Below are 24,641 nucleotides of genomic sequence, written 5' to 3'. Positions count from 1 at the left end.
GGGGGCGGGTCATTTCTGTGCCCCTCGTGCCTTCCGCTCCAGCAGCGATCTCTCCCGATCATTGCCGGCGAGTCCGGCGGCGACGGTGAACTCGCTCCGGGCTTCCTCCTCGCGCCCGAGCCGACGCAACAGTTCGCCGCGTGTCGCGGGCAGCAGGTGATAGCCGTGCAAGGCGCCCGAACTCGACAGCTGGTCGATGATGAGCAGAGCGGACGCCGGCCCGGTCGCCATCGCCACCGCAGCCGCTCGGTTGAGCTCGACCACCGGCGACGGAGAGAGCCGCCCGAGCGCCTCGTAGAGCAGCACGATCCGTTCCCAGTCGGTCTCCTCGACAGACGCCGCCACGGCATGGCACTCGGCAATCGCCGCCTGCAGCCCGTAGGCACCGCGCCCGCGTCCGAGAGCATCGGCGGTCGCCAGCGATGCACGTCCACGCGAGATGCGGCCACGATCCCAGCGCCGACGGTCCTGATCGGCCAGCAGCACCGGGTCGCCGTGTCGATCCACGCGCGCCCCGAACCGCGCGGCCGTCAGCTCCATCAGCGCCAGCAGGCCGTGCACCTCGGGTTCCTGCGGCATCAGCGCGGCGAGCACGCGCCCGAGACGGATGGCCTCGTCACTCAGCTCGGGGCGCATCCAGTCGGGTCCGCTGCTCGCGGCGTGGGCCTCGTTGAAGATCAGATACAGCACGCCGAGGATCGCACCGATGCGCGGCGCACGCTCCTCGCGCGAAGGCACCTCGAACGGGACGTTGGCGGCGGAGAGCGTTTTCTTCGCCCGCACGATGCGCTGCTGCACGGTGGCGGTCGGCACGAGGAACGCGCGGGCGATCTCCTCGCTGGAAAGCCCACCCACCACCCGCAGCGTCAGGGCGACCTGCGCCTCTTTCGAGAGCACGGGGTGGCAGGAGATGAAGATCAGGCGCAGCACGTCATCATCGACGGCGTCCGGATCCCACAGCAGGTCTCGCCCCTCCCGCTGCTCCTGCTCCAGGTCGTGTGCGAGAAGGGCGACCCGCTCGTCCAGACGCTCCTGTCGACGCCACCGATCGATGGCCTTGCGTTTCGCGACCGCGGTCAGCCAGGCCCCGGCCTTGCGCGGGACGCCGTCGACCGGCCACTGCCGCAACGCATCCACCAGCGCCTCCTGAGCCAGGTCCTCCGCGAGGCCGAAGTCACCGACCATGCGCGTCAGAGCTCCGACGATGCGGGCGGACTCGATGCGCCACACGGCGGCGACGGCGCGCTCCGCAGACCCGGTATCGGGAGCGGAACGCGCCGTCTCGCTGTGTGGGGAAGAGTCCGTCACTGCTGTGCCATCACTGCCGTGCCATCACTGCCGTGCCGCGCGCTGAGCTGCTTCCTCGCGCCAGCCCTCTTCCTTCTGGATCCACTCGTTGTCCGCCGGGAAGTCCTCGACGCCGGTCACGCGACGCACCTCGAGGTACGACCCACGTCCGAGAGGTGCGCGACTCGCCCACTCCGCCGCCTCTTCGCGCGTGGGGACCTCGATGATCCAGAAGCCGTTGAACAACTCCTTCGTCTCGCCGTAGGGGCCGTCGGTGATGAGCGGCTTCTCGGTGCTGAAGTCGACCACGAAACCCTCGGCCGCATCGGTCAGGCCCTCGCCCGCGACGAGCACTCCGGCCTTGATCATCGACTCGTTGTACTTGCCCATGGCCTCGATGACCTGCTCGAAGGGCATGTCCTTGTAGGCCTCGACGGCCTCGTCGGTCGCGCGCATGATGAGCATGAACTTCATGATGTTCTCCTTGTTCGAAGGGCCGTCTCTCGACCCTCTCATCAATGACGTCGAACGGGAACGACTCGGATCGACATCATCCCGGAATTCTTTCTGAAGAACTTCTCGGGGCGGTCGTAGACTCGCTCCCGTGACCGCCGCAGACCTCGTGCAGAGCATCCGATCCGCGCTCCGTGATGAGGCCGATCCGGAGCTGGCACCCGCGCAGCAGGCGTACATGAAGTCGGCGCTGCCCTTCCTCGGCGTACGTGTTCCCGGGGTGCGAGCCGTGACGCGTGGGCTCGCGCGCGAGGTGACGGATACGGCGGTGTTGCGCGGTACGGCACTCGTGCTGTGGCGGGAGGCGGCGTTTCGCGAGGAGCGCTACGCCGCCAGTGCTCTGATGGCTCTGCGTCCGGTGCGAGCCCGACTCGACATGCTCGATGTGCATGAGGAGATGATCCGCACAGGAGCGTGGTGGGATCACGTCGACGAGGTCTCGCATCGGCTCACCGAGACGCTCGATGCGCACCCTGCCGAGATGACGCCGGTGCTGCGGACGTGGTCGCGCGACGACGACTTCTGGGTGCGCCGGGCGAGCATCATCTCCCAGCTCGGACGCAGAGGTGCCACCGACCGCGAGCTGCTCGCCACTGTGATCGAACCGAACCTCGCCGACACCGAGTTCTTCATCCGCAAGGCCATCGGCTGGGCACTGCGCGAGCTCGGCAAGACCGACCCGGCGTGGGTGCGAGCCTTCGTCGAGTCGCACGAGCTGTCGCCGCTCTCCCGCCGCGAGGCGCTCAAGCTGCTCTAGATCACGCTCCGGTCGCAGTTCCTGCCGCGCGGGCCGCCGTGAGGCGACAGAAAGTGCGACCGGAGCGGTCAGGCGACGCGGTCAGGCGACGCGGTCAGACGCGACGGGACGGGCGCGCGGCGACGTCGGCGATCGCCGCGGTCAGGGCGTCGAGCGAACGCTGCGGGCTCCAGGCCGCAGCGACCGACGGGGCCTCGGCGCTCAGCGTCGCGAGCCGATCGGGGTCGGTCAGCAGCGCGCGGATCGCCTCGCCCAGCGCCTCGACGTCGCCGCTCGGGACCAGGACGCCACCGCCCTGTTCCAGAACGTCACGGATGCCGTAGCGGGCGTCGTATGACACGACAGGGGTCCCATGCAGGAGCGCCTCGACGATCGACAACGGCTGGCCCTCGAAGGCGGTGGCCGTGACGATCATCGACGCTCGATCGAGCACGGTGCCGGGCGAATCGGTGTAACCCGCGAGCAGCACGCGGTCCCCCGCGCCGAGCTCCTCGATCAGCGCGCGCAGCCGATCCTCTTCGGGCCCGCCGCCCCAGATCTCCATCCGGGTTCCGGCGACGTCCGCGGCGAGGAACGCCCGGATCGCCTGATCGATGCGCTTGCCTGGCGCGAGACGACCGAGCACGACGACGAGCCCGTCTTCGCGGAGGTCGTCCCGATGCTCCACCGGGGCGATCGGGTTCGGCACCACGACATGAGAAGCCGCGGAGCCGAAACGCGCCACGACATCGTCGCGCTGGGTGGTGGTCGGCCAGATGACGGCGTCGAAACGGTCGGTCAGCCGGAACCAGCGCGTCCAGAGCGTGTTCATCGGAGCATCCGGGGTGTACGGCGCCTCCACGTGCATGGTGTGGATCGGGTGGACGATGCGCACACGCGGATCGGACCAGTCGGCGATGAGCTCGCCGAGCTGCCGGGATTCGCAGATCACGACGATGAGGCGATCACCGAACGCGTCCGCGACGTGCTCGAGCCAGGCCCGGTAGAGCCCGCGGAACCCGTGCAGCGCCCCGACCACCTCGCCTGCGGCGTCGTAGACGAGAACGGGTTCCTCGGTCAGATGCCAGTCCGGATTGCCGGGGATGATCGGTAGCGCGGCGAAAGGCCGGCCGTCGACATCCGTCAGCACGCGGTACTCGACGTCGGGGTCGGCGGTCATCGCGGGGTCGGCGGTCATCGCGGGGTCGGCGGCAGCGCGCAGCCAATCGGCCGCTCCCCCGCCGGAACCCGTGGCCTCGTCGAACAGGTTGCGCATACGTGAGGGGTCGACGAGCGCCCCCTGCTCCGCGAAGGTCCGACGGTGCGCGGCATGATCGGCAGCCACCCCCGGGTCGAACGTGAGCAGCTGCGGACCCGCCCCCTTCGCGACCCCGGCCTCGGCGAGCTGCCGGGCACGTGTGAGCGTCGCGATCGTGTAGCCGCCGTCCATGCCCGGGATCAACCGACTGGACAGCACCACGTACTCGGCGTCGGGAAGCACCGGCGCCGCATCGGGGAGCATGGCGCTCCCTACTCCCACTCGATCGTTCCCGGCGGCTTCGACGTGACATCGAGCACGACGCGGTTGACGTCGCGCACGCCGTTCGTGATGCGGTTCGAGATCTTCGACAGCACGTCATACGGCAGACGCGTCCAGTCGGCGGTCATGGCGTCTTCGCTCGACACCGGGCGCAGCACGATCGGGTGGCCGTAGGTGCGGCCGTCGCCCTGCACACCCACCGAGCGCACGTCGGCGAGCAGCACGACGGGGCACTGCCAGATCTCCTGGTCGAGGCCGGCCTTGGTCAGCTCCTCGCGGGCGATGGCGTCGGCCTCACGCAGAATCTCGAGACGGTCAGCGGTGACCTCACCGATGATCCGGATACCGAGGCCGGGCCCCGGAAACGGCTGGCGTCCGACGATCGCCTCGGGGATGCCGAGCTCGCGACCGATCGCGCGGACCTCGTCCTTGAACAGGGCGCGCAGCGGCTCGATCAGCTCGAAGTCGAGGTCATCGGGAAGGCCGCCCACATTGTGGTGCGACTTGATGTTCGCCGTGCCCGCACCGCCACCGGACTCGACGACGTCGGGGTAGAGCGTGCCCTGCACGAGGAACTTCACGGGAGCGCCGCCCGAAGCCTTGGCCTCGGCGACCAGGTCGAGCTGCACCTTCTCGAACGCACGGATGAACTCGCGTCCGATGATCTTGCGCTTCTCTTCCGGGTCGGTCACCCCCTGGAGGTGGCCGAGGAAGGTCTCTGCCGCGTCGACCGTGATCAGGCGCACGCCGGTGGACTCGACGTAATCCTTCTCGACCTGCTCGCGCTCGCCCTTGCGGAGGAGGCCGTGATCGACGAAGACCGCGGTGAGCTGGTCGCCGATGGCCTTGTGCACCAGTGCCGTGGAGACGGCGGAGTCGACACCGCCGGAGAGCGCGGAGATGACGCGGGCGTCACCCACCTGCTCGCGGATGCGCTCGATCTGCTCGGCGATCACGTTGCCGCTGTTCCAGTCGGACGCGAGGCCCGCACCCTTGTGCAGGAAGTTCTCGAGCACGCGCTGACCATGGTCCGAGTGCTTGACCTCGGGGTGCCACTGCACGCCGTAGAAGCCGCGCTCCTCGTTCGCGAACGCCGCGACCTTGGTCGCATCCGTCGTCGCGAGCACGTCGAAGCCCTCGGGGGCCTTGGCGACCTGGTCGCCGTGGCTCATCCAGACGTTCTGCTCGGCCGGCTGACCGCCGAGCAGCGTCCCGCCGTCGCCGGTGATCACGGCATCCGTGGCGCCGTACTCGCGCAGACCGGTGTTCGCGACCTCGCCGCCCAGCGTCTGGGCCATGTACTGGAAGCCGTAGCAGATGCCGAGGGTCGGCACCCCGAGGTCGAAGACCGCCGGGTCCAGCTTCGGCGCTCCCTCCTCGTACACCGACGAGGGGCCTCCGGAGAGGATGATCGCGACCGGGTTCTTGGCGGCGATCTCCTCAGCCGTGGCGGTGTGCGGCACGATCTCGCTGTACACACCCGCCTCGCGGACGCGGCGGGCGATCAGCTGCGCGTACTGCGCGCCGAAGTCGACGACGAGCGCAGGACGCTGCTGGGTCTCGGACTGTTCGGTCAACGGACACCTTCCGGGGCGGGGGCGGAGGCCTCGGCGGCCTCTCTGGTGGCGAGATAGGTCTTGACTTCACGGGCGACGACGGCCTCCATGAAGAACGACAGCAGCGGCACGACGCCGCCGAGCGCGAGCAGGATGAAGCGCGGGAACCGCCAGCGCATCAGGCTCCACATGCGGAAGCACGCGAAGAGGTAGACGACGTAGAACCAACCGTGCGCCACGAGGATGAACAGCGACAGGTTGAATCCGTCGCCCAGCGAGGTCATCTCGCAGGAGTTGGTCATCGGGGCGAACAGCGACCACCACTGGCAGTCGGGCCCGGCGAGCACGCCGGCGAACCAGAGCGGTCCTCCGGAGCCTCCCATGAAGAGCTCGAGGTGGATCGGCGTGTACTTGAGCACCATCTCGGTCAGCAGCAGGAGCAGCATGACTCCTGTGATGATCGACGCGATCTGGTAGAACTTCAGCGCACCGCGGATCGCCGGAAAGCTGGCGACTTTCGGTTCGGGCATGCGTCCAGTCTAGCCGCCGGGAAATCGTGTCGATTCCGGGCACCATCGTGCGGAGAGAGCGCTGCGCATCGGTCAGGAATCGAGAAGCACGCGGGAAGACGCGCTCGTAGCGTCGTCGACATGAACACCACGATCGATTCCCTCACCCTCGACGTCCCCGACGTGGACGCCGCCCGCTCGTTCTACGCGCACGCGTTCGACCTCGGCGATCGCCTGCGATTCCGCACCGCGGATGCCGACACCACCGGCTTCCGCGGCTACACCCTGTCGCTCGTCGTCTCCCAGCCTGCGAATGTGCGCGCACTCGTGGATGCCGCGGTCACCGCCGGCGCCACGGTGATCAAGCCCGTGTCGAAGTCGCTGTGGGGCGTCGGCGGCACGATCCAGGCCCCGGACGGCGCTATCTGGAAGGTCGCGACCTCGGCGAAGAAGGACACCGCTCCCCCGAGCCGGGCGGTCGACGAGATCATCCTCCTGCTCGGAGCGGACGACGTCGTCGCATCGAAGACCTTCTACACGGAGCGCGGCATCCCGGTCGGCAAGAGCTTCGGCCGCAGCTATGTGCAGTTCGACACCGGAGCCGGCCCGATCGGCCTCGGCCTGTACCGGCACGCATCCCTCGCGAAGGACGCGGGCGTGCCCGCCGAAGGATCCGGCTCGCATCGGATCACGGTCAACGGCGTGCTCGGCGCTGCGGTCGACCCCGACGGATTCGTGTGGGCTCCCGTCGCAGTCGACGCCTGAATCCCGGACGACGTGGCGAAGGCCGCCGGGAGAGTCCCGACGGCCTTCGCCTGTGTCATCCCCTACCCGATCAGAACCACCGGGTCAGCAACTCCCAGAGCCAGTCGAGGATCGCACCGATGATGCCGCCGGCACGGTTGACGGTGACCGTGGCGGTCGCCGCGTCTCCATCGGCCTGCGACGCCGCCACGGTGTACTTGCCCGACGGGGCGCTCTTCGGCACGGTGACCGAGGTGCTGAACGTGCCGTCGGCGCCGACCTGGACGGTGCCGACCTGCACCGGCTTGCCCTTCTTCGGGCGCAGCTCGATCGACACGGTCTCGCCGGGCACGTAGCCCTCACCGGTGACCTTGAGGCTCTTGCCCGCGGTCACCTTGGACGAGCCGAGGGCGATCGTGCCGGCGAACTCGGCTTCTCCCGCGATCGTGAACGGCACCTGCACCGTGGTTCCGGTACCGGCGACGTTCACGGTGAGCACCTGCTCGCCGAAGACACCGGACGGAACCGTGAAGGTCAGGCTGGCGCGCCCGCCCTCGTCGGTGGTGTCGACGACCGCCGGGTCGACCGCACCGGCCGCGAGCTGCGTGCCGCCGAGCGACAGCGACACCTCACCCGGAGCCGGTTCGCCCGCGCTGAAGGCCAGCGAGGAGAGCGACACGGTCACCTGGTCGCCGGCGCTGTATCCGTCGGCATCCGCGGGGCTGACCGCCACACCGACCGCGCGCTGGGCGTAGTCGGGGCTCGCGGTCTTGTTCGCGTCGAACCAGTCGACCATGGACTGCAGGTCGACCTTGCCGGTGTCGCGCTTGCCCGTGCCCTCCTTGAAGGTGGAGAAGTTGTCTCCACCGGCCGCGAGGAACGAGTTGGCGGCGACCGTGTAGTTCTTCACCGGATCGAGCGGGGCGCCGTCGAGGGTGATCGAGGTGATCCGCGAACCCTGCGCTGCGGCGGGATCGTAGGTGTAGACCAATCCCTTCGAGACTCCGAGCTTCAGGAACGGACGAGCCGAGCCTGCCGGCTGCCACTGCTCCTCGAGCACGCCCTTCAGCTGCGCCCCCGTGAGCGTCAGCGTCACGAGCGTGTTGGCGAACGGCTGGACCGTCGCCGCCTCACGGTAGGTGACGTTGCCGTCGGGGTCGGACGCGCCGGCCGACGCGTACGTGAGGTTCGCCCGGATGCCGCCCGGGTTCATGATCGCCACATCAGCGCCCGTGGACCACTTCTGCACATCGGCGACGAAGTTTCCGATGGTGGACTCGCCACCGCGGTTCTCGGATCCGTTCGTCTGACGCGCGCGGTTGAAGTCGGCCGTGATGTCGCCGACCTTGATCGCACCCAGCACATCGGCCTCGGCCTTCGCCTTGGCCACGATGTCCGCGACCTCGGGGACGGCCGGGTAGAGCGGCTTGCCCGCAGCGGTGAGGGGCTTGATCTCGTTGGTGATCGAGATCAGGTCCTTCGTCTTCGGGTCGACCTTGATGTTCATCAGGCCCAGGTTCTCGCCGTACTGACCCGCGGAGACGACCGGGCGGCCGTCGATCACGTGGTTGTAGGCGAGGTGGGTGTGCGCCGACACGATGGCGTCCACGTCGTCATCGACCCCGTAGACGATCTCGCCGAGGGGCGAGTCGGGCGTGATGCTGGAGAGCTCGACGCTGGACGCGCCTTCGTGCACGAGCAGGATGACGACATCCGCCTCGCCGTTGGACTCATCGCCGTCGCGCAGGTCGTCGGCCACCGCGTTCACGGAATCGACGATGCTGCGGACCTCGAGGTCCTTGATGCCCTCGGGCGAGACGAGCGAATCGAGGTCTTCGGTGACCGCACCGACGAAGCCGACCCGCACGCCGTCGAGCTCCTTCACCCAGGCCGGTGCGAGCGCGGGCTCGCCGGTCTCGGTGACGAACACGTTCGAGGAGATGTACTCCCAGTCCGCGCGCTCCTGCACGCGATCACGCAGGTCTTCCCAGCCCTGATCGAACTCGTGGTTGCCCGCCGCGCTGACGTCGAGGCCGGCCGCGTTGAGCGCGTCGATCGTGGGGTTGTCGTCGTTGATGAACGAGGTGAACGTCGACGCGCCGATCAGGTCGCCGGCACCGGCGAAGATCGTGTTCGGGTTCGCCTCACGGAACTGCTTGACCGCACCGGCCAGGACCGCCGCACCCGCCGCAGCGCCGTCGGCCTCGATCCGACCGTGGAAGTCGTTGACCGTGACGACGTCGATGCTCACCGGCGGGATCTCCGAGGAGACGCCGACGATGATGGGGTCGTGGTCGCTGGAGCGGTAGGGCGTTCCCTGCTCGGTGGCGCCGAACGCGTAGCCGCGGTCGCTCCATTCCGGGGAGTTGATGCCCCACACGCCCGCACCGGTGATCGACGAGGCGAGCGACGGCGACGCGATCACGTGGTCGAGCGAGCCGAGCTCGCCGTCGAACGAGTACGTGTACTGGCCGGAGGCCTTGTCGGCGACCAGGTCGCTCCACCCGTTCGAGGTGAACACGTCGATCGGATCTTCCTTGCCATAGGCGTTGAAGTCGCCGATCAGCAGCATGTCACCGCTGCCGGTCGTCTGCTCGAGCTGGTCGGTGAAGGCGAGGATGGCGTTCGCCTGCTTCACGCGGTCGGCGTTGAAGAAGCCCTGTCCGTCGGCCGGCTCCGCTCCTGCTCCCTCGGGCGGCGACTTCGACTTCAGGTGGTTCGCGACGACGGTGACGACGCGGCCGTCGATGTCGAACGCCTGCGCGATCGGCTCGCGGGCGTTGCCCCACACGGTCTCGTCGGTGACGGTGACGCTGTCTCCGACCCGCTTGACCGCATCCTTCTTGTAGATGATCGCGTTGGTGATGAAGTCGGTCGTCGCCGCGTTGTTCAAGGCGGCGGGAGTGGGCACGTAGCCCCACACGTCGCTGCCGGCGTCGGCGTTGAGGCCGGCGACGAGGTCCTTGAGGGCGGTGTCGACGGGCTTGCCCAGCTTGACCGAGTTCTCGATCTCCATGAGCGAGACGATCTCGGCGTCGAGCCCGTTGATCGCCGCGACGATCTTGGACTTCTGGATCGCGAACTGCGCCGCGTTCGCCGCGCCTCGGGCGTTGGAGTTCTCGCTCTTCAACGTCGTGAAGTAGTTGTAGACGTTGAAGGACGCGACCTGGACGTCGCCGCCCACGGACGGCGCGCTGTCGGTGCGCGGGTTCGTCGCCTCGAAGCCGACCTTGAGGTCGGCCGACGAGGAGTCGTCGATCGGCACGACCGGCTGCAGGCGCCAATCGTTGAAGCCCCACTGCAGCACGTAGCCGTTGTCGCCGAAGTCGACGGTGTCGCCGTTGCGGACCACCGTGTCCTTCGTGAAGTAGGGCTGCTCGCCGGGGTGGCCGCTGTTGGACACCTGGATCGACCAGCCGTCGTCCAGCAGGATGCGGTTCGCCCGGTTCGCCGCGGCGATCGCGGCAGCCTCGGCGCCGGGACGCGTGGTCTCGGTGCTCTTCACGGCGAGTGCGTCACCGGCATTCAGCCAGAGCGTGCCGAAGTTGAAGAGCTGGTGGCTGGAGGCGAGACGGTAGGTCCCCTCCGGAGCCACGTACATGTTCTCGAACTGCTCGCGGTCGGCTCCCTGCACCGCGGCGGGCAGCGGTGTGACGGCGGGAACACCGACGCCTGCCGTGACGACGGAGACGTCGGCGGCCGCGGCCGGGTTGATCTGCGTCTGTCCGAAGTACTCGCTCACAGAGCCCGTCACCGAGACGAGGTCGCCGATCGCGAGGGTGGGGTTCAGCGCGTTCAGGAAGACGAAGACGCCATCCGAGGCACCGGGCGTCGCGTCGGTCGCGCCGCCGGAGCCCTGGGTCTGGATGACGATGCCCTTGTAACCGCCGGTGCGGTAGTCGGCAGTGACCACGCCCTCGACCTGCACGGTCTGCCCGTTCAGCGGCGAGACGTCGGTCGTGCCCTGGACCTCGGCGATGGTGGCCGTGGTCGGATCCGTGCCCGGACCGGTGCCAGGGTCGGTGTCGCCGGAGTTCTGCGGGGTGATCGTGGGCGAGAGCGTGAAGTCGGCGCTGTTGACGTCGGTGTCGACGCCGCCCGTGCGGTTGAGCGACTTGACGTCGGTGTTGCCGGAGGGCGCGGTGGCCGCCGTGCCCTCGAAGGTGTTCGAGGTGCCGTAGCCCAGCAGGTCGACGACGCCGTCGACGCCGACGGCCGAGCCCGGCGTGAGGCTCACGGCCGCGGTGCCCTCGACGAGCGCGAGCGTACCGTTGGTACCGCTCGGGGTCAGGGTGCTGACGGCATCCGGTGCGGGCAGCTCGGCACCGTTCGCGCCGTTGCTGTTGCCCTGCACCAGGTAGTAGCCGCCGGCGGGGATGACGCCGGTGAGCGGAGCCACGCCGTTGAACGCGGCCGTCCCGTTCGCCGAGCGGTACTGCAGCGACATGCCGTCGAGGGTGATCGGAGCCGAGGTGGGGTTGTACAGCTCGACGAACTTGTTCTTGAACGCCGCTCCCGCGCTGCCGCCGGAGAGATACGCCTCGTTGATCACCACCCCTGTGCCCGAGGTGTCGGCGGTGGCGGGAACGGCGGCCAGCGAGCCGAGGCTCAGCGCGGCGACACAGGTCACGGCGAGAGCGCCGATGCGCCCTCGACTTCTACGGTGCGAGACGGGAGCCATGCGGTTCCCCTCGTCTGGAGCGGACATCATCGGTGCGGTCTCCTCGGTCGGGTTCGACACTTCTCAGGACTGTCACGGCACACAGGGGAAACTCCCAGCGTGCTCACATGGTTGCGAGCATACGGAGCGGTCCGGACATCCTCAACGGAGTTTTCCGATTCGTCATCGAGCGATCACCGGATGGCCGGAACGACCCCTGACGAAGGTCACTACCCACACACGATGGCGCACAATTGCGCACATGAACGCGCGCGGATGCGCGTGAGATCAGGCGACGGTGTGGCCCTGCGCCTCGTCCTCGAACTCCTCGACCTCGCGCTCCCAGGCATCCTTCGCGAGGCGATACCAGAGATAGAACGCGAAGCCTGCGAAGATCGCCCACTCGACCGCGTAGAAGACGTTGAGCCAGTTGACGGGAGACATCTCATCGGGTGCCGGCGAGGAGATGTCGACCAATCCTGCCGTCGCCGTGGTCGAGGCGAGGTAGGGACGGTAGACGTCGAGTTCCTCGACATCGTGCCAACGGCTGAGGAGCGCGGCCGGCGACATGCGATCCAGCCGCTGCGGATCGGAGTGCGGCGGTACACGGGGGCCCTCGTCCGAGATGATGCGTCCGGTGACGTCGACCTCGGAGCCGTCGGCGCCGGCTTCCAGTTCTTCCACGGCCGCGTCAGCCGTCTGCTGATCGGGAGCCCAGCCGATCGCGACGGCGATGGAGGTGCGCTCGGCGACCCGCAGCTGACCGGTGACCCAGTAGCCCTCGACATCGTCGTTGAAGCGGCTCGACACCACGATGAAGTCCCCGGGAACCCAGGTGCCGGTGGTCTCGACCCGCTGACCCACGAGCGGCTCGGGCAGATAGGCGCCCGGCTCGAGGACGTCGGTGAGCTGCTGGACCTGCTCGGTGGCACCGGGAGCGGGCGGATCGGTCTCGATCGCGCGCTCCAGCTGCCACTGTCCGAGCCAGGCGAAGATCCCGGCGACGAGGAGGCAGAGCAGGAGCATCCCGATCCAGCGTCCCCGCAGCATGACCTCGCGGAGAGTCGGGGGAAACAGAGCAGGAGTGGTCACGGTGGAGCGCAGGACCCTCAGGCCTCGTACGGTGCGAGCACGACCTCGACCCGCTGGAACTCCTTGAGGTCGGAGTATCCGGTGGTCGCCATCGACTTGCGCAGCGCACCGATGAGGTTCGCGGTGCCGTCTGCCACGGGCGCCGGGCCGTAGAGGATCTCTTCGAGCGTGCCGATGCCGCCGACCTCGACACGGTGGCCGCGCGGCAGCTTGGGGTGATGCGCCTCGGGCCCCCAGTGGAAACCGTGGCCGGGTGCGTCGGTGGCACGGGCGAGCGCGACGCCGAGCATGACCGCGTCGGCGCCCATCGCGAGAGCCTTGACGATGTCGCCGGACGTGCCCACGCCGCCGTCGGCGATCACGTGCACGTAGCGTCCGCCGGACTCGTCGAGGTAGTCACGGCGAGCGGCGGCGACGTCGGAGACGGCCGTCGCCATCGGCGCGTGGATGCCGAGGGTGGCGCGCGTGGTCGACGCCGCTCCCCCGCCGAAGCCGACGAGCACACCGGCGGCGCCCGTGCGCATCAGGTGGAGGGCCGCGGTGTAGGTCGCGGCACCGCCGACGATGACGGGCACGTCGAGGTCGTAGATGAACTTCTTGAGGTTGAGGGGCTCTGCGACACTCGACACGTGCTCGGCCGACACCGTGGTGCCGCGGATCACGAAGAGGTCGACGCCGGCGGCGGCGACGGTGTCGTAGTACTCCTGAGTGCGCTGCGGGGTGAGGGACCCTGCGACCGTGACGCCCGCTTCGCGGACCTCGGCGAGGCGACGGGTGATGAGCTCGGGCTTGATCGGCTCGGAGTACAGCTCCTGCATCCGCACCGTCGCCCCGGCATCGTCGAGACCCGCGATCTCCGCGAGCAGCGGCTCGGGATTCTCGTAACGCGTCCACAGGCCCTCGAGGTCGAGGACCCCGAGTCCGCCGAGCTGACCGAGCATGATCGCGGTCTGCGGGCTCACGACCGAGTCCATCGGCGCGCCGAGCACCGGGATCTCGAAGCCGAAGGCGTCGATCGTCCAGGCGGTGGACACGTCCTCCGGGTTGCGCGTGCGCCGCGAGGGCACCACCGCGATGTCATCGAACGTGTACGCGCGGCGTGCACGCTTTCCTCGGCCGAGCTCGATCTCCATGGTCACCCCACCAGCCTACCCGGCGGCCGGACGGGCCCGTGCTGGAAGACTGGCTCCGAGACCGGGAGGACGACATGAGGACCGAGACCGTGGACGTCGTTGTGGTGGGCGGCGGCGTGATGGGGCTGGCGACGGCGTGGGAGCTGGTGCGACGAGGACGTCGTCCCGTCGTGGTCGACCGGTTCGCACGCGGCCATCATGAGGGCGCTTCGCACGGGGCGACCCGCAACTTCAACAACGCGTACGACGAGGATCACTACCTCGATCTGCTCGTGCGCGCCCGCGCCGGGTGGGATGCACTGGGCGACGTCGACGGCGAGCCGCTCCTGCGCCTGCACGGACTCGTCACCCATGGCCACCCCGACCTCGCCGCGGTGCACGCGGGGCTCGACGCTCGCGGCATCCCGAGCGCGGTACTCTCCCCCGCCGAGGCGAGCGCCCGGTGGCCGGGGATGCGCTTCGACGGCGACGTGCTGTGGTCCTCCGACGCCGGGGTCGTGCGCGCGACGGAAACACTCCGCGAGCTGGAACGGCGGATCGTCGCCGGGGGCGCAGAGGTGCGCTGGAACACGCCGGTCGCGCACATCGACGAGCACCGGGACGGCGCCGCGGTCGATCTCGCCGACGGCAGCCGGCTGCGTGCGGAGGTCGTCATCGTGACCGCCGGCGCGTGGACGCAGAAGCTCCTCGCCCGCTTCGGCCTGCCGCGACTCGCCGTCACCGAAGAGACGCCGGCGCACTTCCGGCCGCTCACCGACGCGACCTGGCCCTCGTTCAATCACTACGTCGATCCCGCGGCATACCCTGCCACCGTCTACGGCATGCCGACACCCGGCGAAGGCGTGAAGGTGGGTTTCCACCGCGTGGGAGATGAGGTCGACCCGGACGCCCGACCGCACCTGCCCACGCATCAACGCGCGCTGGCGGACTACGTGCGCGAGTGGATGCCGGGGCTCGACGCCGCATCCGCCGTGCCGATCAGCTGCACGTACACCTCGACCGACGACGGGACGTTCGTGCTGGATCGCCGAGGCCGGATCGTGGTGGGCGCCGGATTCTCCGGTCATGGCTTCAAGTTCGCCCCGGGCGTCGGCGGGATCCTCGCCGACCTCACGATAGATCCCACCGCGCGCGCCGCTGCGCCCTTCCGGCTGCCCTGATCCGCGCCGAAAGTCAGCGTGTGCGCGCCACCCGCTTCTCGTCCCACACGGGCTCGTCGGATTCGTACACGTCCCCGTCCGATCCGAACACCAGGAACCGGTCGAACGACCGCGCGAACCAGCGGTCGTGGGTGACGGCGAGCACGGTGCCCTCGAATCGTGCGAGCGCCTGTTCGAGCGCCTCGGCCGACTCCAGGTCGAGGTTGTCTGTCGGCTCGTCCAACAGCAGCAGCGTCGCCCCGGAGAGCTCCAGCAGCAGCACCTGGAACCGCGCCTGCTGTCCACCCGAGAGCGAATCGAACGTCTGCTGAGCCTGCCGCACGAGGCCGTACCGGTCGAGCGCCGAGCTCGCGGCATCACGCGGCATCCCGGCGCGTCGATCGTCGCCGCGGTGCAGGATCTCGAGCAGCGTGCGTCCGACGAACTCCGGATGCGCGTGCGTCTGCGCGAACAGGCCGGGTACCACGCGCGCACCGAGTGCGGCTGTGCCGGTGTGCTCCACCGCGCTCAGCTGCTCGCCGGTCGCGGTGACATGGCCGAGCGTCGCATCGGGATCGCTGCCGCCGCGCGCCAACAGCCGCAGGAAGTGCGACTTCCCCGATCCGTTCGAGCCCAGCACGGCGACCCGGTCGCCGTACCAGACCTCGGCATCGAACGGACGCATGAGCCCGGTCAGCTCCAGCCGCTGCGCGACCACCGCCCGCTTGCCCGTGCGCGCGCCGCGCAGTCGCATGTCGAACTCCTGCGCGGGCGGCCGCTCCTCAGGCGGGCCGGCTTCCTCGAACTTGCGCAGACGGGTCTGCGCCGCCTGATACCGCGACGCGAAACCGTCGTTCGCCGAGGCTTTCACCTTGAGGTTCGCCACCAGGGTGCGCAGCTTCTCGTGCTGCTCGTCCCAGCGCCGGCGCAGCTCGTCGAGCCGGTCCATCCGGTCGATCCTCGCCTGCTGGTAGGTGCCGAAGCCGCCACCGTGCACCCAGGCCGTCGCGCCGGCTCCCCCGGGTTCGAGGGTGATGAGCCGATCGGCCGCACGAGCGAGCAGCTCGCGGTCGTGCGACACCAGCAGCACGGTCTTGGGCGTCTGACGCAGTTGTTCCTCGAGCCAGCGCTTGGTGGGCACGTCGAGGTAGTTGTCCGGCTCGTCGAGCAGCAGCACCTCGTCGGGCCCCCGCAGCAGCGCCTCGAGCGCGAGCCGCTTCTGCTCACCCCCGGAGAGCGTGGTGAGCTCGCGATACCGCGCCCGCTCGTACGGCACCCCGAGGGCAGCGATCGTGCACTGGTCCCAGACGGTCTCGTGCTCGTAGCCTCCGGCATCCGCGTACTCGGCGATCGCCGACGCGTAGGCCATCTGCGTGTCGTGCTCATCGCGTTCGATCAGCGCGTTCTCCGCCGCCTCGAGCCCTTCGGCCGCCGTGCGGATGCGTGCAGGAGCGACCCGCACCAGGAGCTGCTGGACGGTCTCGCCCGCCTCGCCGTGACCGACGAACTGGTCCATCACGCCGAGTCCGCCGTCGATCGTCACCACGCCGTCATCGGCCGTCTGATCGCCGCGGATGATGCGGAGCAGGGTGGTCTTGCCCGCGCCGTTCGGGCCGATCAGCGCGCTCGTCGAGCCGGCGCCGACGCGAAAACTCGCCTCGTCGAGAAGAGGTCTGCCGTCGGGGAGCGTCAAGGAGACGCTGGATACATCGATAGAGCCCACGGTGCGTGGCCGTCCTTCCGCCCGCGCATGCCGAGCCGACCAGGCTATCAGCAGGAGCGGGCATGCTCCACACCGCGTCCGGAGATGCTCCGAACGGTCAGACCAGAACGCTCGACGTCGGCACGGGAGCGGCGAAGAGATCGAGCACGGGGCAGTGCGCGTCGACGACGGTACGCAGGTTCTCGTACTCCTCGGGGGTGTTCGGGCCGGTGATGTCGACCGCCACCCGCACGCCGTGGAATCCTGCACGCCCCGACTCGTCGATGCCGAACAGCTTGCGCACGTCGAGGTCACCCTCCGCAGTGATCTCGATCCCGTCGATCGTGAGCCCGAGAGCCTGGGCGTAGAGCCGGTACACGACCACCTGACACGAGACGAGCGCACCCAGCGCATACTCGACCGGGCTGGCCGCCACGTCGTCACCCGCGAGCGCGCCCGGCTCGTCGACGATGAAGCGGTGCTTGCCTGCGCGGATCTCGGTCGCCACGGAGCCGATGCCGCGCCCACTGACCCGATACGTCAGCCGGGCATTGGCGTCGTCCGCCGCGATCCGGTCGTTCCACGCCGATCCGGCGTCGGTGAGGCGCTGCGCGCGCTCGTGGGTTGTGACATCGGCGACACCGGCGAGCTGGTCCTGGAGAAGAGTCATGGCCCGACGGTAGCGACCATCCCGCGTGCGCTGCCGGCCATTCGTCATCCGGCTTCACACCGGGACACGCAGCGTCACGACGCCGAGGTGTTCTCCGCTCGGGTCAGCGTCGCAGCTGCTCGATGCGCTCGGACTCGCCCCACGCGCGGTCCGCCGTGAGAACGGGCATGTCGAGACGTCGCGCGAGTGCGAGGCACAACCGATCTCCCAGTGAGAGTCCGCTCCCGCGCTCCCATGACTCCGCGGCGGCTTCGGCGTCGCGCTGAGACACGGGTTCCACACGCACTCGATAGCTGAGCAGCAAACCGGAAGCGACCCCCCAATCGGCACCGGATGCGCGCACCTTCTGCGCGACCTCCGACCAGTTCGCCGCTCCGATCACCGACTCATCGAGGACTTCCTCGACCCGATCGGCGCCCGGGTCTCCCTGCAGGAACGCGAGGAGCGCTGACGCATCGACCACCATCACGCAGCCGCGTCCTCGGAGTTCGCTGATCTGCGTCGCTCTGCAAGAAGGGACTCGAGAGCGTCCTTCCCTTCCAGCTGTGACCTCACCAGCGCCTTGGCTTGCTCCCGGGTGACGAGAATCACGCCTCCCGCCGTCTCGATCATGAGCAGGGGAACCCCCTGCTCCCAGTGCTGACGGGCACGGAGCTCGGCAGGGACCACCAGGCGCCCACGGTCGCCCATCGGTGCAACGAATGTGGTACCCATGCCCCGAGAGTACCACCCTCCAGCTCGATGAGGGACTCAGTCGGGCCGGCTCAGGCTCATCAGCACTTCGGTGCGAGGCGCTGCCGGCAGGAAGAAACGGAACTCCGTCCCGACACCCTCCTGACTCGTCACGTCCATCGTCCCCCCATGCGCCAGCACGATGGCCCGGGTGATCGTGAGGCCGAGCCCCACCCCCGGCACCGCGTTGCGCGTCGCGGTCGATGCACGGAAGAAGCGGGTGAAGAGCATCCCCTGCTCGTCCTCCGGAATGCCCACTCCGGTGTCCGCGATCGAGAACTCCACGCCTCCGTCGAGCGTCCGCACCCGAGCGGTGACCGTACCGCCTCGCGGCGTGAACTTGATGGCGTTCGAGAGCAGATTGTCGATGGCCTGCCCGATGCGACCAGCGTCGACGAAGACGGGGATCGCATCCGTCCCGACTTCGGCCACGAGATCGATGCCCTCGCGCTGCGCATGCGGCCCGGCCGACGTCACGGCCGATCGCACCAACTCGGCGACGTCGGTCTCCTCGCGCTCGAGCGGGAACCGCCCCGACTCGACCTGCGCCGTGAAGAGCAGGTCGCCCACGAGGGTGAGCAGACGCTGCGCGTTGCGCTCGATGATGCCGACGAACTCCTGCTGGTCATCGGTGAGCGGCTGCCCCGGATCGTTCTGGAGCAGATCGAGGAAGCCGATGATCGCGCTGAGAGGCGTGCGGAGCTCGTGCGAGATCATCCCCACGAACTCATCCTTCATGCGGGCGACCTCGACGGCCCTGGTCTCGTCGGTCAGCACGAAGAGGTAGCCCTGCTGTGCGCCGGCGCCGTCCTTGTGCGGGCTGACCGTCACGCGTGCCGGAACCGTGGTGCCCCCTGCCGTGACCACCTCGATGTCGCTGTCCACCGTCGACCCGGCATCGGCCTGCGCGAACAGCGCTTCGATCCCGGCGGCGAGCTCGGCATCCCGCGGAGGATTCCCCCGCACGACCTGCGCGTCCTGCGCGTTCTCCGCGGCGAGCATCGAGAGCACGGCGGTGGAGAAGAAGCGATCGATGCGCACGTCGCGGAGCGCCTCGTCGACCGGCAGCCCGAGAAGCCGCACCGCGCCGGGGTTCCACGCCGTCACGATGCCGCGCCGATCCGTGGCGATCACCGCCTGTGCCGTGATGGACGACCAGAGGCTCTCGAACGAGTCGAGCAGCTCACGGTACTGACGCTCCTTGTCGCGCAGCTGCACGATCATCGCGACGTTCTCCGACAGCGCCCTGGTGCGTTCGGCGACGAGCTCCTCCGCCTGCTCCACGCGCATGCGCTGCTGTCTCGAGAGCTGGTTGATGACCGCCGCCACCGCCGAGAACACGAGCGGTCCGACCACGCCGCGCAGCCATTCGACCGAGGTCTCGGGCGGGTCGGTGAAGTACGGCATGAGCAGGGCGATCGAGGTCAGCCCGCCGACCACGAACACCCAGCGGATTCCGGGCGCCGCGGCCAGCCAGACCACGGGGAGGAGCACGAGCGAGGAGAAGAGCGAGGTGGCGCCGCCGGTGCCGGTGCGGAAGAGGCCGAGCCCGGCGATGTCGACGATGGGGATGAGGAGGACGGCCCACCCGTCGGTCGTGCCGCGCGCGGTGAGCACCGCGGCGAACGCGGTCGCCGCGAGGACCACCGCGATTCCCGCCACGGCTGGTGCGACGTGCGTGATCGGCAGGTCGGGGACCCACCAGGTCAAGATCGCCGCGATGACGGTCGCGATGACCGTCGGCGCCTGCTTGAGCAGCGGGCTCGGGTTGTCGAAGACCTGATACCAGCGGTTCTCCGCCCGGTCGAGCGGAGTCGCCCTCATCGCCGCACCGTCCCCACGATGGCGTGCAGGTCGGAGCCGGTGATCGGCTTCGGCAGGGCGGCATCGGCCGGCGGATAGTCGGCGGCGTCGAGCACGGAGCTGATCACGAGGAAGCACTCGGGGAACCGCTCCTGGACCAGCCGCGCGCACTCCTGACCCGAGATGCCGGGAAGGATGAGGTCGAGCACCGCCAGCACGGGATCGATCTCGGGGAACGCCGCGATCGCCGACTCCGCGTCGCGGGCGATGAACACGTCGAAGCCCTCACGATCGAGGTATCGACGCAGCAGGGCGGCCTGGTCGGGAGCGTCCTCGACGACGAGGGCCAGCGGCCTCCCGGTCATCGAAGGAACAGCTCTCGCACGACGACGATGATGACGACGACGACCAGGGCGAGCAGGGCTTGAGGGATCAGTCGCCGCTCTCGTCGGGCGTCCGCGGCGATCTCCTCGACTTCGGCATCGTGCGACGGGGTTGCGGTCATGAGTCGACACGTCCGATCTTCTCGGTCTTGATCCAGGAGGCGTCGGCTCGACGCCATTCTTTGATGTAGGAGTCCACGGTGATCGCACACAGCAGCGACCCGTAGCCGCAGATGTACAGCAGCAGACCGGCGAAGAACCGTCCACCGGGAAGAGGCTCCACCGCGCGCGCCAGCCAGATACCGAGCATCGAGATCGGGCCCCACAGGTAGAAGATCACGGCCCAGACGAAGCGGGATTGATCCGTCAGCCCCAGCCCGACGGCGGTCAGGAGCGATTCGAACGCCCAGGGGAAGAGGGCGATCGCCATCAGGATCAGGGCACCGAGCCCCGGGAACATGATCGCCTCGCGCCAGGAATGTCTGCCGGTCCGCGGGTCGAGCTGCACGGAGTAGAGCATCGAGAAGAGGTAGATGCAGGCCGCGGAGATCCACATGAAGCGGAAGACGAACTCGGCGATGTCGCTGTGCAGGACGAGCAGTGCGAGCATCCCCGCAGCCGCGAGCAGCATAAAGGCGGGCAGCAGCAGGATCGTGAACCAGGCCAGCCCGAAACCGAAGCTGCCCAGGTTGTGTTCGCGGCTCGGGCGGAACCAGAGCTTGCGGTAGATCGAGGTCAGCTGCACGTTGCCCCGCGCCCAGCGCAACCGCTGCTTCCACAGGCTGTCGATCGTGCGCGGCTCCTCGGCCAGCACGACCGCGTGCGGCTCGAAGACCATCCGACGTCCCTTGAGCTGACCCTCGAAGGTCGTCATGGTGTCTTCGGCGAGCGTGCCCGTCGGGATGCGTCCCCCGATGGCCTCGAGGTTCGCCCGCGAATGCAGCTGCGCGCCACCGGCGAGGCAGGCGATCGCACCGCCCACGTTCTGCACCCGGCGGGCGGAGAGCTGGCCGATCACGTACTCGATCGCGATGAACCGGGTGAGGTAGTTGCGGTCGCGGCTGCCCTCAGCGATGTACGCCGTCACCGCGCCGACCTTCTCGTCGGCGAGGTGCCTGGTGAGCTTGCGCAGCGAGTCGCGCGCGAAGATCACGTCCGCATCCATGATGAGCACCGCTTCGGTCCACGAGTCGGCGAGGACCACATCGAGACCGTGGTTGAGCGTGTGCGCCTTGCCCTCGCCACCCTTCTCGCGACGCAGGTGCACGACGCGACCCGGATGGGCCTGCGCCTTCGCGCCGACGATCGCCGGGGTGTCGTCCGTGGACGCATCGTCGACGACGAAGACCCGGAGGCGTTCGGCGGGATACTCCAGCTGCAGCAGTCGTTCGATGGCCGGACCGATCACCGCGCCTTCGTTCCAGGCCGGGATGATGACGGCGACGTGCGGGTGGTACGGCGCCGCCTTGCCGTAGTGATTGCGGAACGCGTGCAGCGGCAGCACGAGGAACTGCAGCCCGGTATTGATCACGGGCAGCGTTCCCACCAGCACGCAGAGCAGGAGGACGATGACCAGCACGGCCTCCAGCACCGAGAGATCCGTCATCACGACACCTCCATCGCGTCGAGCAACGCGATCACCCGGGAGTATCGGCCGACCTCCGAGGCGTCATGACTGTCGGTGGAGGCGACGATCTCGCCGCCGACGCGCCGCAGGGCGGTCAGTGCCGGGACGCCGGGGCACCCCCACTTCTCGTTGACCTCGACGAGGGTGTCGGTCTCGGCGGCGGCCCGGGCCCAGGCTTCCGTCCGCTCCGGGCCGAGATCGTCTTCAGACAGGCCGATCTTCGGCAGGATCGAGAAGCAGTGCGCGAGCTGGTTCCCCGGGTACCGGCGCATCGTGGCGACGAGCGCCTCGATGAGCTGATCGAGCACATCGTCGGTCGCCCAGCCGGCGGCGATCCGCTCCCGGACCGCCGAGGGCCCGAGAGGACCGGCCGTACCGGGGAACTGATGATCGGCGATGAGGATGCGGTCGATCCCGTCCGGGAGCGTCGGGATGTCCAGCGTTCCCGCGGCGTCGAGGATCTTCGCCTCCACTCCCGTGAGCACCGCGAGACCATCCGGCACCCGGAGGGCCCGCACCGCAGCGAGGTACTCCGGCACCCAGGTGGTGCCCTGTCGCACGTGATCGACCAGACGCAGGGTGGTGAGTCCCGCGGCCGCTGCCGCCTCGACGTTCTGGGCGAGCGTCGATACGGCATCGTCCGAGAACGTCGAGTGGACGTGGTGATCGCCGCGAAGCAGAGCGTGGCTCACAGCTCCTCCTGATGCCCTGCATGGGCGGAGACCAGCACGTCTTCGATCTCGACGATCACGTCCTCCAGGAAGCGCACGGAAGCGACCTCACGGAACGGTACCTGCACCGGCAGCTCGCGCCCCAGGAACAGGTCGGCCACGAGCGACGGGATGTCGACGCCCGCGGCTATCGTCAGCGGCAGGGCCCCGGGAAAGCGCGGATTGACCTCGAGCAGCACGGCACGACCGGTGCGATCGCGCCGCAGCTGCACGTTTGCGACGCCGACCAGTCCGATCGCACGCGCGATCGATGCCGCCGTCTCCTCGAGCTCCGGGTCGCGGACGGTGCGCCCGGCGATCGCCACGCCGGAATCGACCCGGGCACGGGTCCGGGGCACGGCCGCGACGACGTTGCCGGCGGCATCCGCGATGACGTCGACCGAGTACTCCTCCCCCGGGAGGAAGTCCTGCACGATGAGTCCCTCGTCCGTCGGCAGCGCCTCGAGAGCCGCGCGATCGGGGACGAGCCGCACGCCACGGCTTCCCGCGCCTTGACGCGGTTTGGCGAAGACCGGGAACTCCCAGTCGACGGCCTCGGCGTCACGTCCGGCGAGAACCGTGCGCGGGGTGTGTCCGGTCGGCGCGCAGCGCTCGGCGAGCGCGAGCTTGTCGAGCGCGGTGTTCAGGGTGTCCGCCGACGGAGCGGCCAGGACAGCGGGGGCCAGCTCCTCCCGACGCTCGGCGAGCGCGATGAGCTCGACGTCGACGGTCGAGATCACCAGGTCGAGGCCGTCTTCCGCGACCAGGCGGGCGATCGCCGGCACGAAGTCGGCGTCCCTTCCCGGCGGCACCAGACGCCGCTGCGCCGGTGGAACCAGGTAGATGCCGCTCGCCCAGCCGTCCATGTCGGCGGCGAACACGGTCAGATCGGATCGGCGCAGCAGCGACCGGATCACCGCCACTCCTGCCGGTCCCCCGGCACCGGTCACCAGCACCCGCTTGGTCATCAGCTCTCCCGTCGCGTGAGTTCGTGGGCGCCGATGAACTCGGCGGTCTCGCGGACCACTTCGAGAGGTTCGACCGCGGTGCCTCCGCCGAACCTCGACCAGTACCGGGCCGTTGCGGTGACGAACTCGGGCGCCAGGTAGTCGCGGCTCGCGGTCTGCGATCCGAAGCGCTCCAGCAGCCGCAGCTTCTCGTCGAGGTAGTGGTCGATGCGCACGAACCTCGTGGGACGGAAGTCGATCGTGGAGGACGGGCTCTGGTAGCAGGCAACGGTGCCCACGCGCCGCGTCGCGACGATGGTGGCCTCGCTCACGGCGCGGTGATCCTGATGGCGGTCGTGACTCGAATGCGTGTAGACGATCGTCGGCTGGATCTCCTGCACGACCTCTTCGATGATCCGCACCGTGGAGCCGCCTCCGGAGATCTCCGTGTCGACGAGGTCCTTCAGGAACAGACGGGCGCCCAACATGTCGGCCGCGGCCAGGGATTCGTTCTGACGGCTGTCGGCGTCGCCCCCTCTGGCCCCACGGGAGAGCGTGAGGATGGTGATCTCATCGTGAGCCGCGGCGTGCGCCGCGAGCAGCCCGCCGACGCCGATCTCGACGTCGTCGGGGTGCGCACCGATCGCGAGCACCCGCTCGGGCTTGCGCGCCTCTTCACGGCGTCGCCGCCCCTCTTCGACGAGACGGGTGACCGCCTCCACGAGCTTGCCGTTGTCGAGCGGCTTGGTGAGGAACTCATCCGCCTGCGCCCGCAGAGCAGAGACGGCGTATTCCACCGAGACGTGGGCGGTCATCACCACGACCGGAACCGAGGGAACCGTCTTCCGCAACTCGGCGAGCAGTTCGAGCCCGTTGAGTCCCGGCATCTCGATGTCGGTGACGACGACGTCCGGACGCACTTCGGCGACGCGCTCCACAGCCGAACGGCCGTCTTCGGCGACGTCGACGATGCAGCCGGCTCGCCGCTCGAGCACGGTCTTCACGAGCAGGGCGACGTCCGGATCGTCATCGACGACGAGAACGCGAGGGGATTCCTCCATGTACAGCTCTCCTTGGGGAGGTTCCCTGACCGATGGGGGTCGGTCACGCGATCTCGATGCCCTTCGACACCGGGTCCGCAGGGAAAGTCGAGCGGGG

Annotated in this window: 22 protein-coding genes; 3 read left to right on the top strand and 19 right to left on the bottom strand. The window is 69.0% G+C overall.

The annotated features are described in order from the left end of the window. Positions 1-9: 9 nt before the first annotated feature. Positions 10-1,308 carry an RNA polymerase sigma factor gene (locus MST3598_RS05010; RefSeq protein WP_036271485.1) on the bottom strand — a complete coding sequence of 433 codons (1,299 nt, stop codon included), beginning with the start codon at positions 1,306-1,308 and terminating at the stop codon, positions 10-12. Between the two features lie 24 nt (positions 1,309-1,332). After that, positions 1,333-1,761: a YciI family protein gene (locus MST3598_RS05005; RefSeq protein ID WP_029258591.1), complete on the bottom strand. Its 429-nt coding sequence runs from the start codon at positions 1,759-1,761 to the stop codon at positions 1,333-1,335. 130 nt (positions 1,762-1,891) lie between these two features. Between MST3598_RS05005 and MST3598_RS05000 the strand changes: the two genes are divergently transcribed. After that, positions 1,892-2,557, top strand: coding sequence for a DNA alkylation repair protein (locus MST3598_RS05000; protein ID WP_021198888.1), 666 nt, complete (start codon positions 1,892-1,894; stop codon positions 2,555-2,557). A gap of 94 nt (positions 2,558-2,651) precedes the next feature. On the opposite strand, the gene MST3598_RS04995 is transcribed toward MST3598_RS05000, so the two are convergent. Genes MST3598_RS04995 through MST3598_RS04985 form a run of 3 tightly spaced genes read right to left on the bottom strand, consistent with a single transcriptional unit; the run spans position 2,652 to position 6,162 of the window. After that, complete coding sequence (locus MST3598_RS04995) at positions 2,652-4,058, bottom strand: glycosyltransferase (RefSeq protein WP_029258592.1); 1,407 nt, start codon at positions 4,056-4,058, stop codon at positions 2,652-2,654. 8 nt (positions 4,059-4,066) lie between these two features. Beyond that, positions 4,067-5,653: a glutamine-hydrolyzing GMP synthase gene (gene guaA / locus MST3598_RS04990; RefSeq protein WP_021198890.1), complete on the bottom strand. Its 1,587-nt coding sequence runs from the start codon at positions 5,651-5,653 to the stop codon at positions 4,067-4,069. Beyond that, on the bottom strand, positions 5,650-6,162 hold the full coding sequence (locus tag MST3598_RS04985; protein WP_021198891.1) for a DUF3817 domain-containing protein: 513 nt from the start codon (positions 6,160-6,162) through the stop codon (positions 5,650-5,652). The genes guaA and MST3598_RS04985 overlap by 4 nt, the downstream gene beginning before the upstream one ends. Positions 6,163-6,282: 120 nt before the next feature. Here MST3598_RS04985 and MST3598_RS04980 point away from each other — a divergent pair, with 120 nt between their 5' ends. Then, positions 6,283-6,906, top strand: a complete 624-nt coding sequence (locus MST3598_RS04980) for a glyoxalase (protein ID WP_029258593.1) — start codon at positions 6,283-6,285, stop codon at positions 6,904-6,906. 70 nt (positions 6,907-6,976) lie between these two features. Here the strand turns inward: MST3598_RS04980 and MST3598_RS04975 are convergent, their stop codons facing one another. From MST3598_RS04975 to MST3598_RS04965, 3 genes are all read right to left on the bottom strand, one after another. Continuing rightward, positions 6,977-11,566, bottom strand: coding sequence for an ExeM/NucH family extracellular endonuclease (locus MST3598_RS04975; protein WP_231494421.1), 4,590 nt, complete (start codon positions 11,564-11,566; stop codon positions 6,977-6,979). 267 nt (positions 11,567-11,833) lie between these two features. Continuing rightward, the gene (locus tag MST3598_RS04970) at positions 11,834-12,595 is read right to left on the bottom strand and encodes an SURF1 family protein (RefSeq protein WP_051670942.1); all 762 of its coding nucleotides are present in this window, start codon (positions 12,593-12,595) and stop codon (positions 11,834-11,836) included. Between the two features lie 59 nt (positions 12,596-12,654). Next, positions 12,655-13,770 (bottom strand): GuaB3 family IMP dehydrogenase-related protein, encoded by a 1,116-nt coding sequence (locus MST3598_RS04965; RefSeq protein WP_021198895.1) that lies wholly within the window; start codon positions 13,768-13,770, stop codon positions 12,655-12,657. Positions 13,771-13,844: 74 nt separating this feature from the next. On the opposite strand from MST3598_RS04965, the gene MST3598_RS04960 reads away from it, so the two are divergent. Further along, the gene (locus MST3598_RS04960) at positions 13,845-14,930 is read left to right on the top strand and encodes an FAD-dependent oxidoreductase (RefSeq protein ID WP_029258596.1); all 1,086 of its coding nucleotides are present in this window, start codon (positions 13,845-13,847) and stop codon (positions 14,928-14,930) included. Between the two features lie 13 nt (positions 14,931-14,943). Here MST3598_RS04960 and MST3598_RS04955 read toward each other — a convergent pair whose 3' ends face one another. The 11 genes from MST3598_RS04955 to MST3598_RS04910 all read right to left on the bottom strand — a co-directional run bounded on the left by MST3598_RS04955 (position 14,944) and on the right by MST3598_RS04910 (position 24,544). Continuing rightward, positions 14,944-16,632: an ABC-F family ATP-binding cassette domain-containing protein gene (locus tag MST3598_RS04955; RefSeq protein ID WP_029258597.1), complete on the bottom strand. Its 1,689-nt coding sequence runs from the start codon at positions 16,630-16,632 to the stop codon at positions 14,944-14,946. 97 nt (positions 16,633-16,729) lie between these two features. After that, positions 16,730-17,281 carry an OsmC family protein gene (locus MST3598_RS04950; protein ID WP_029258598.1) on the bottom strand — a complete coding sequence of 184 codons (552 nt, stop codon included), beginning with the start codon at positions 17,279-17,281 and terminating at the stop codon, positions 16,730-16,732. 103 nt (positions 17,282-17,384) lie between these two features. Beyond that, positions 17,385-17,747: a type II toxin-antitoxin system VapC family toxin gene (locus MST3598_RS04945; protein WP_036271487.1), complete on the bottom strand. Its 363-nt coding sequence runs from the start codon at positions 17,745-17,747 to the stop codon at positions 17,385-17,387. Further along, entirely contained in the window at positions 17,747-17,995 is a 249-nt protein-coding gene (locus MST3598_RS04940; RefSeq protein WP_021198899.1) for an AbrB/MazE/SpoVT family DNA-binding domain-containing protein, read from the bottom strand. Before MST3598_RS04940 ends, MST3598_RS04945 begins: the two co-directional genes overlap by 1 nt. 36 nt (positions 17,996-18,031) lie before the next feature. Beyond that, positions 18,032-19,837 carry an ATP-binding protein gene (locus MST3598_RS04935; RefSeq protein WP_029258600.1) on the bottom strand — a complete coding sequence of 602 codons (1,806 nt, stop codon included), beginning with the start codon at positions 19,835-19,837 and terminating at the stop codon, positions 18,032-18,034. Further along, positions 19,834-20,181: a response regulator gene (locus tag MST3598_RS04930; protein ID WP_021198901.1), complete on the bottom strand. Its 348-nt coding sequence runs from the start codon at positions 20,179-20,181 to the stop codon at positions 19,834-19,836. The genes MST3598_RS04935 and MST3598_RS04930 overlap by 4 nt, the downstream gene beginning before the upstream one ends. Beyond that, positions 20,178-20,321 (bottom strand): hypothetical protein, encoded by a 144-nt coding sequence (locus tag MST3598_RS18515; protein WP_021198902.1) that lies wholly within the window; start codon positions 20,319-20,321, stop codon positions 20,178-20,180. Before MST3598_RS18515 ends, MST3598_RS04930 begins: the two co-directional genes overlap by 4 nt. After that, positions 20,318-21,805 carry a glycosyltransferase family 2 protein gene (locus tag MST3598_RS04925; protein ID WP_021198903.1) on the bottom strand — a complete coding sequence of 496 codons (1,488 nt, stop codon included), beginning with the start codon at positions 21,803-21,805 and terminating at the stop codon, positions 20,318-20,320. The genes MST3598_RS18515 and MST3598_RS04925 overlap by 4 nt, the downstream gene beginning before the upstream one ends. Beyond that, on the bottom strand, positions 21,805-22,518 hold the full coding sequence (locus MST3598_RS04920; protein WP_029258601.1) for a PHP domain-containing protein: 714 nt from the start codon (positions 22,516-22,518) through the stop codon (positions 21,805-21,807). The genes MST3598_RS04925 and MST3598_RS04920 overlap by 1 nt, the downstream gene beginning before the upstream one ends. Then, positions 22,515-23,504, bottom strand: a complete 990-nt coding sequence (locus MST3598_RS04915; RefSeq protein WP_029258602.1) for an ATP-grasp domain-containing protein — start codon at positions 23,502-23,504, stop codon at positions 22,515-22,517. The genes MST3598_RS04920 and MST3598_RS04915 overlap by 4 nt, the downstream gene beginning before the upstream one ends. Then, positions 23,504-24,544, bottom strand: coding sequence for a response regulator (locus tag MST3598_RS04910; protein WP_029258603.1), 1,041 nt, complete (start codon positions 24,542-24,544; stop codon positions 23,504-23,506). The genes MST3598_RS04915 and MST3598_RS04910 overlap by 1 nt, the downstream gene beginning before the upstream one ends. Positions 24,545-24,641 lie beyond the last annotated feature (97 nt).

The sequence above is a fragment of the Microbacterium sp. TPU 3598 genome, from assembly GCF_002356155.1.
GTDB lineage: Bacteria > Actinomycetota > Actinomycetes > Actinomycetales > Microbacteriaceae > Microbacterium > Microbacterium maritypicum_A.
This window is presented reverse-complemented; position numbering and strand designations above follow the sequence as displayed.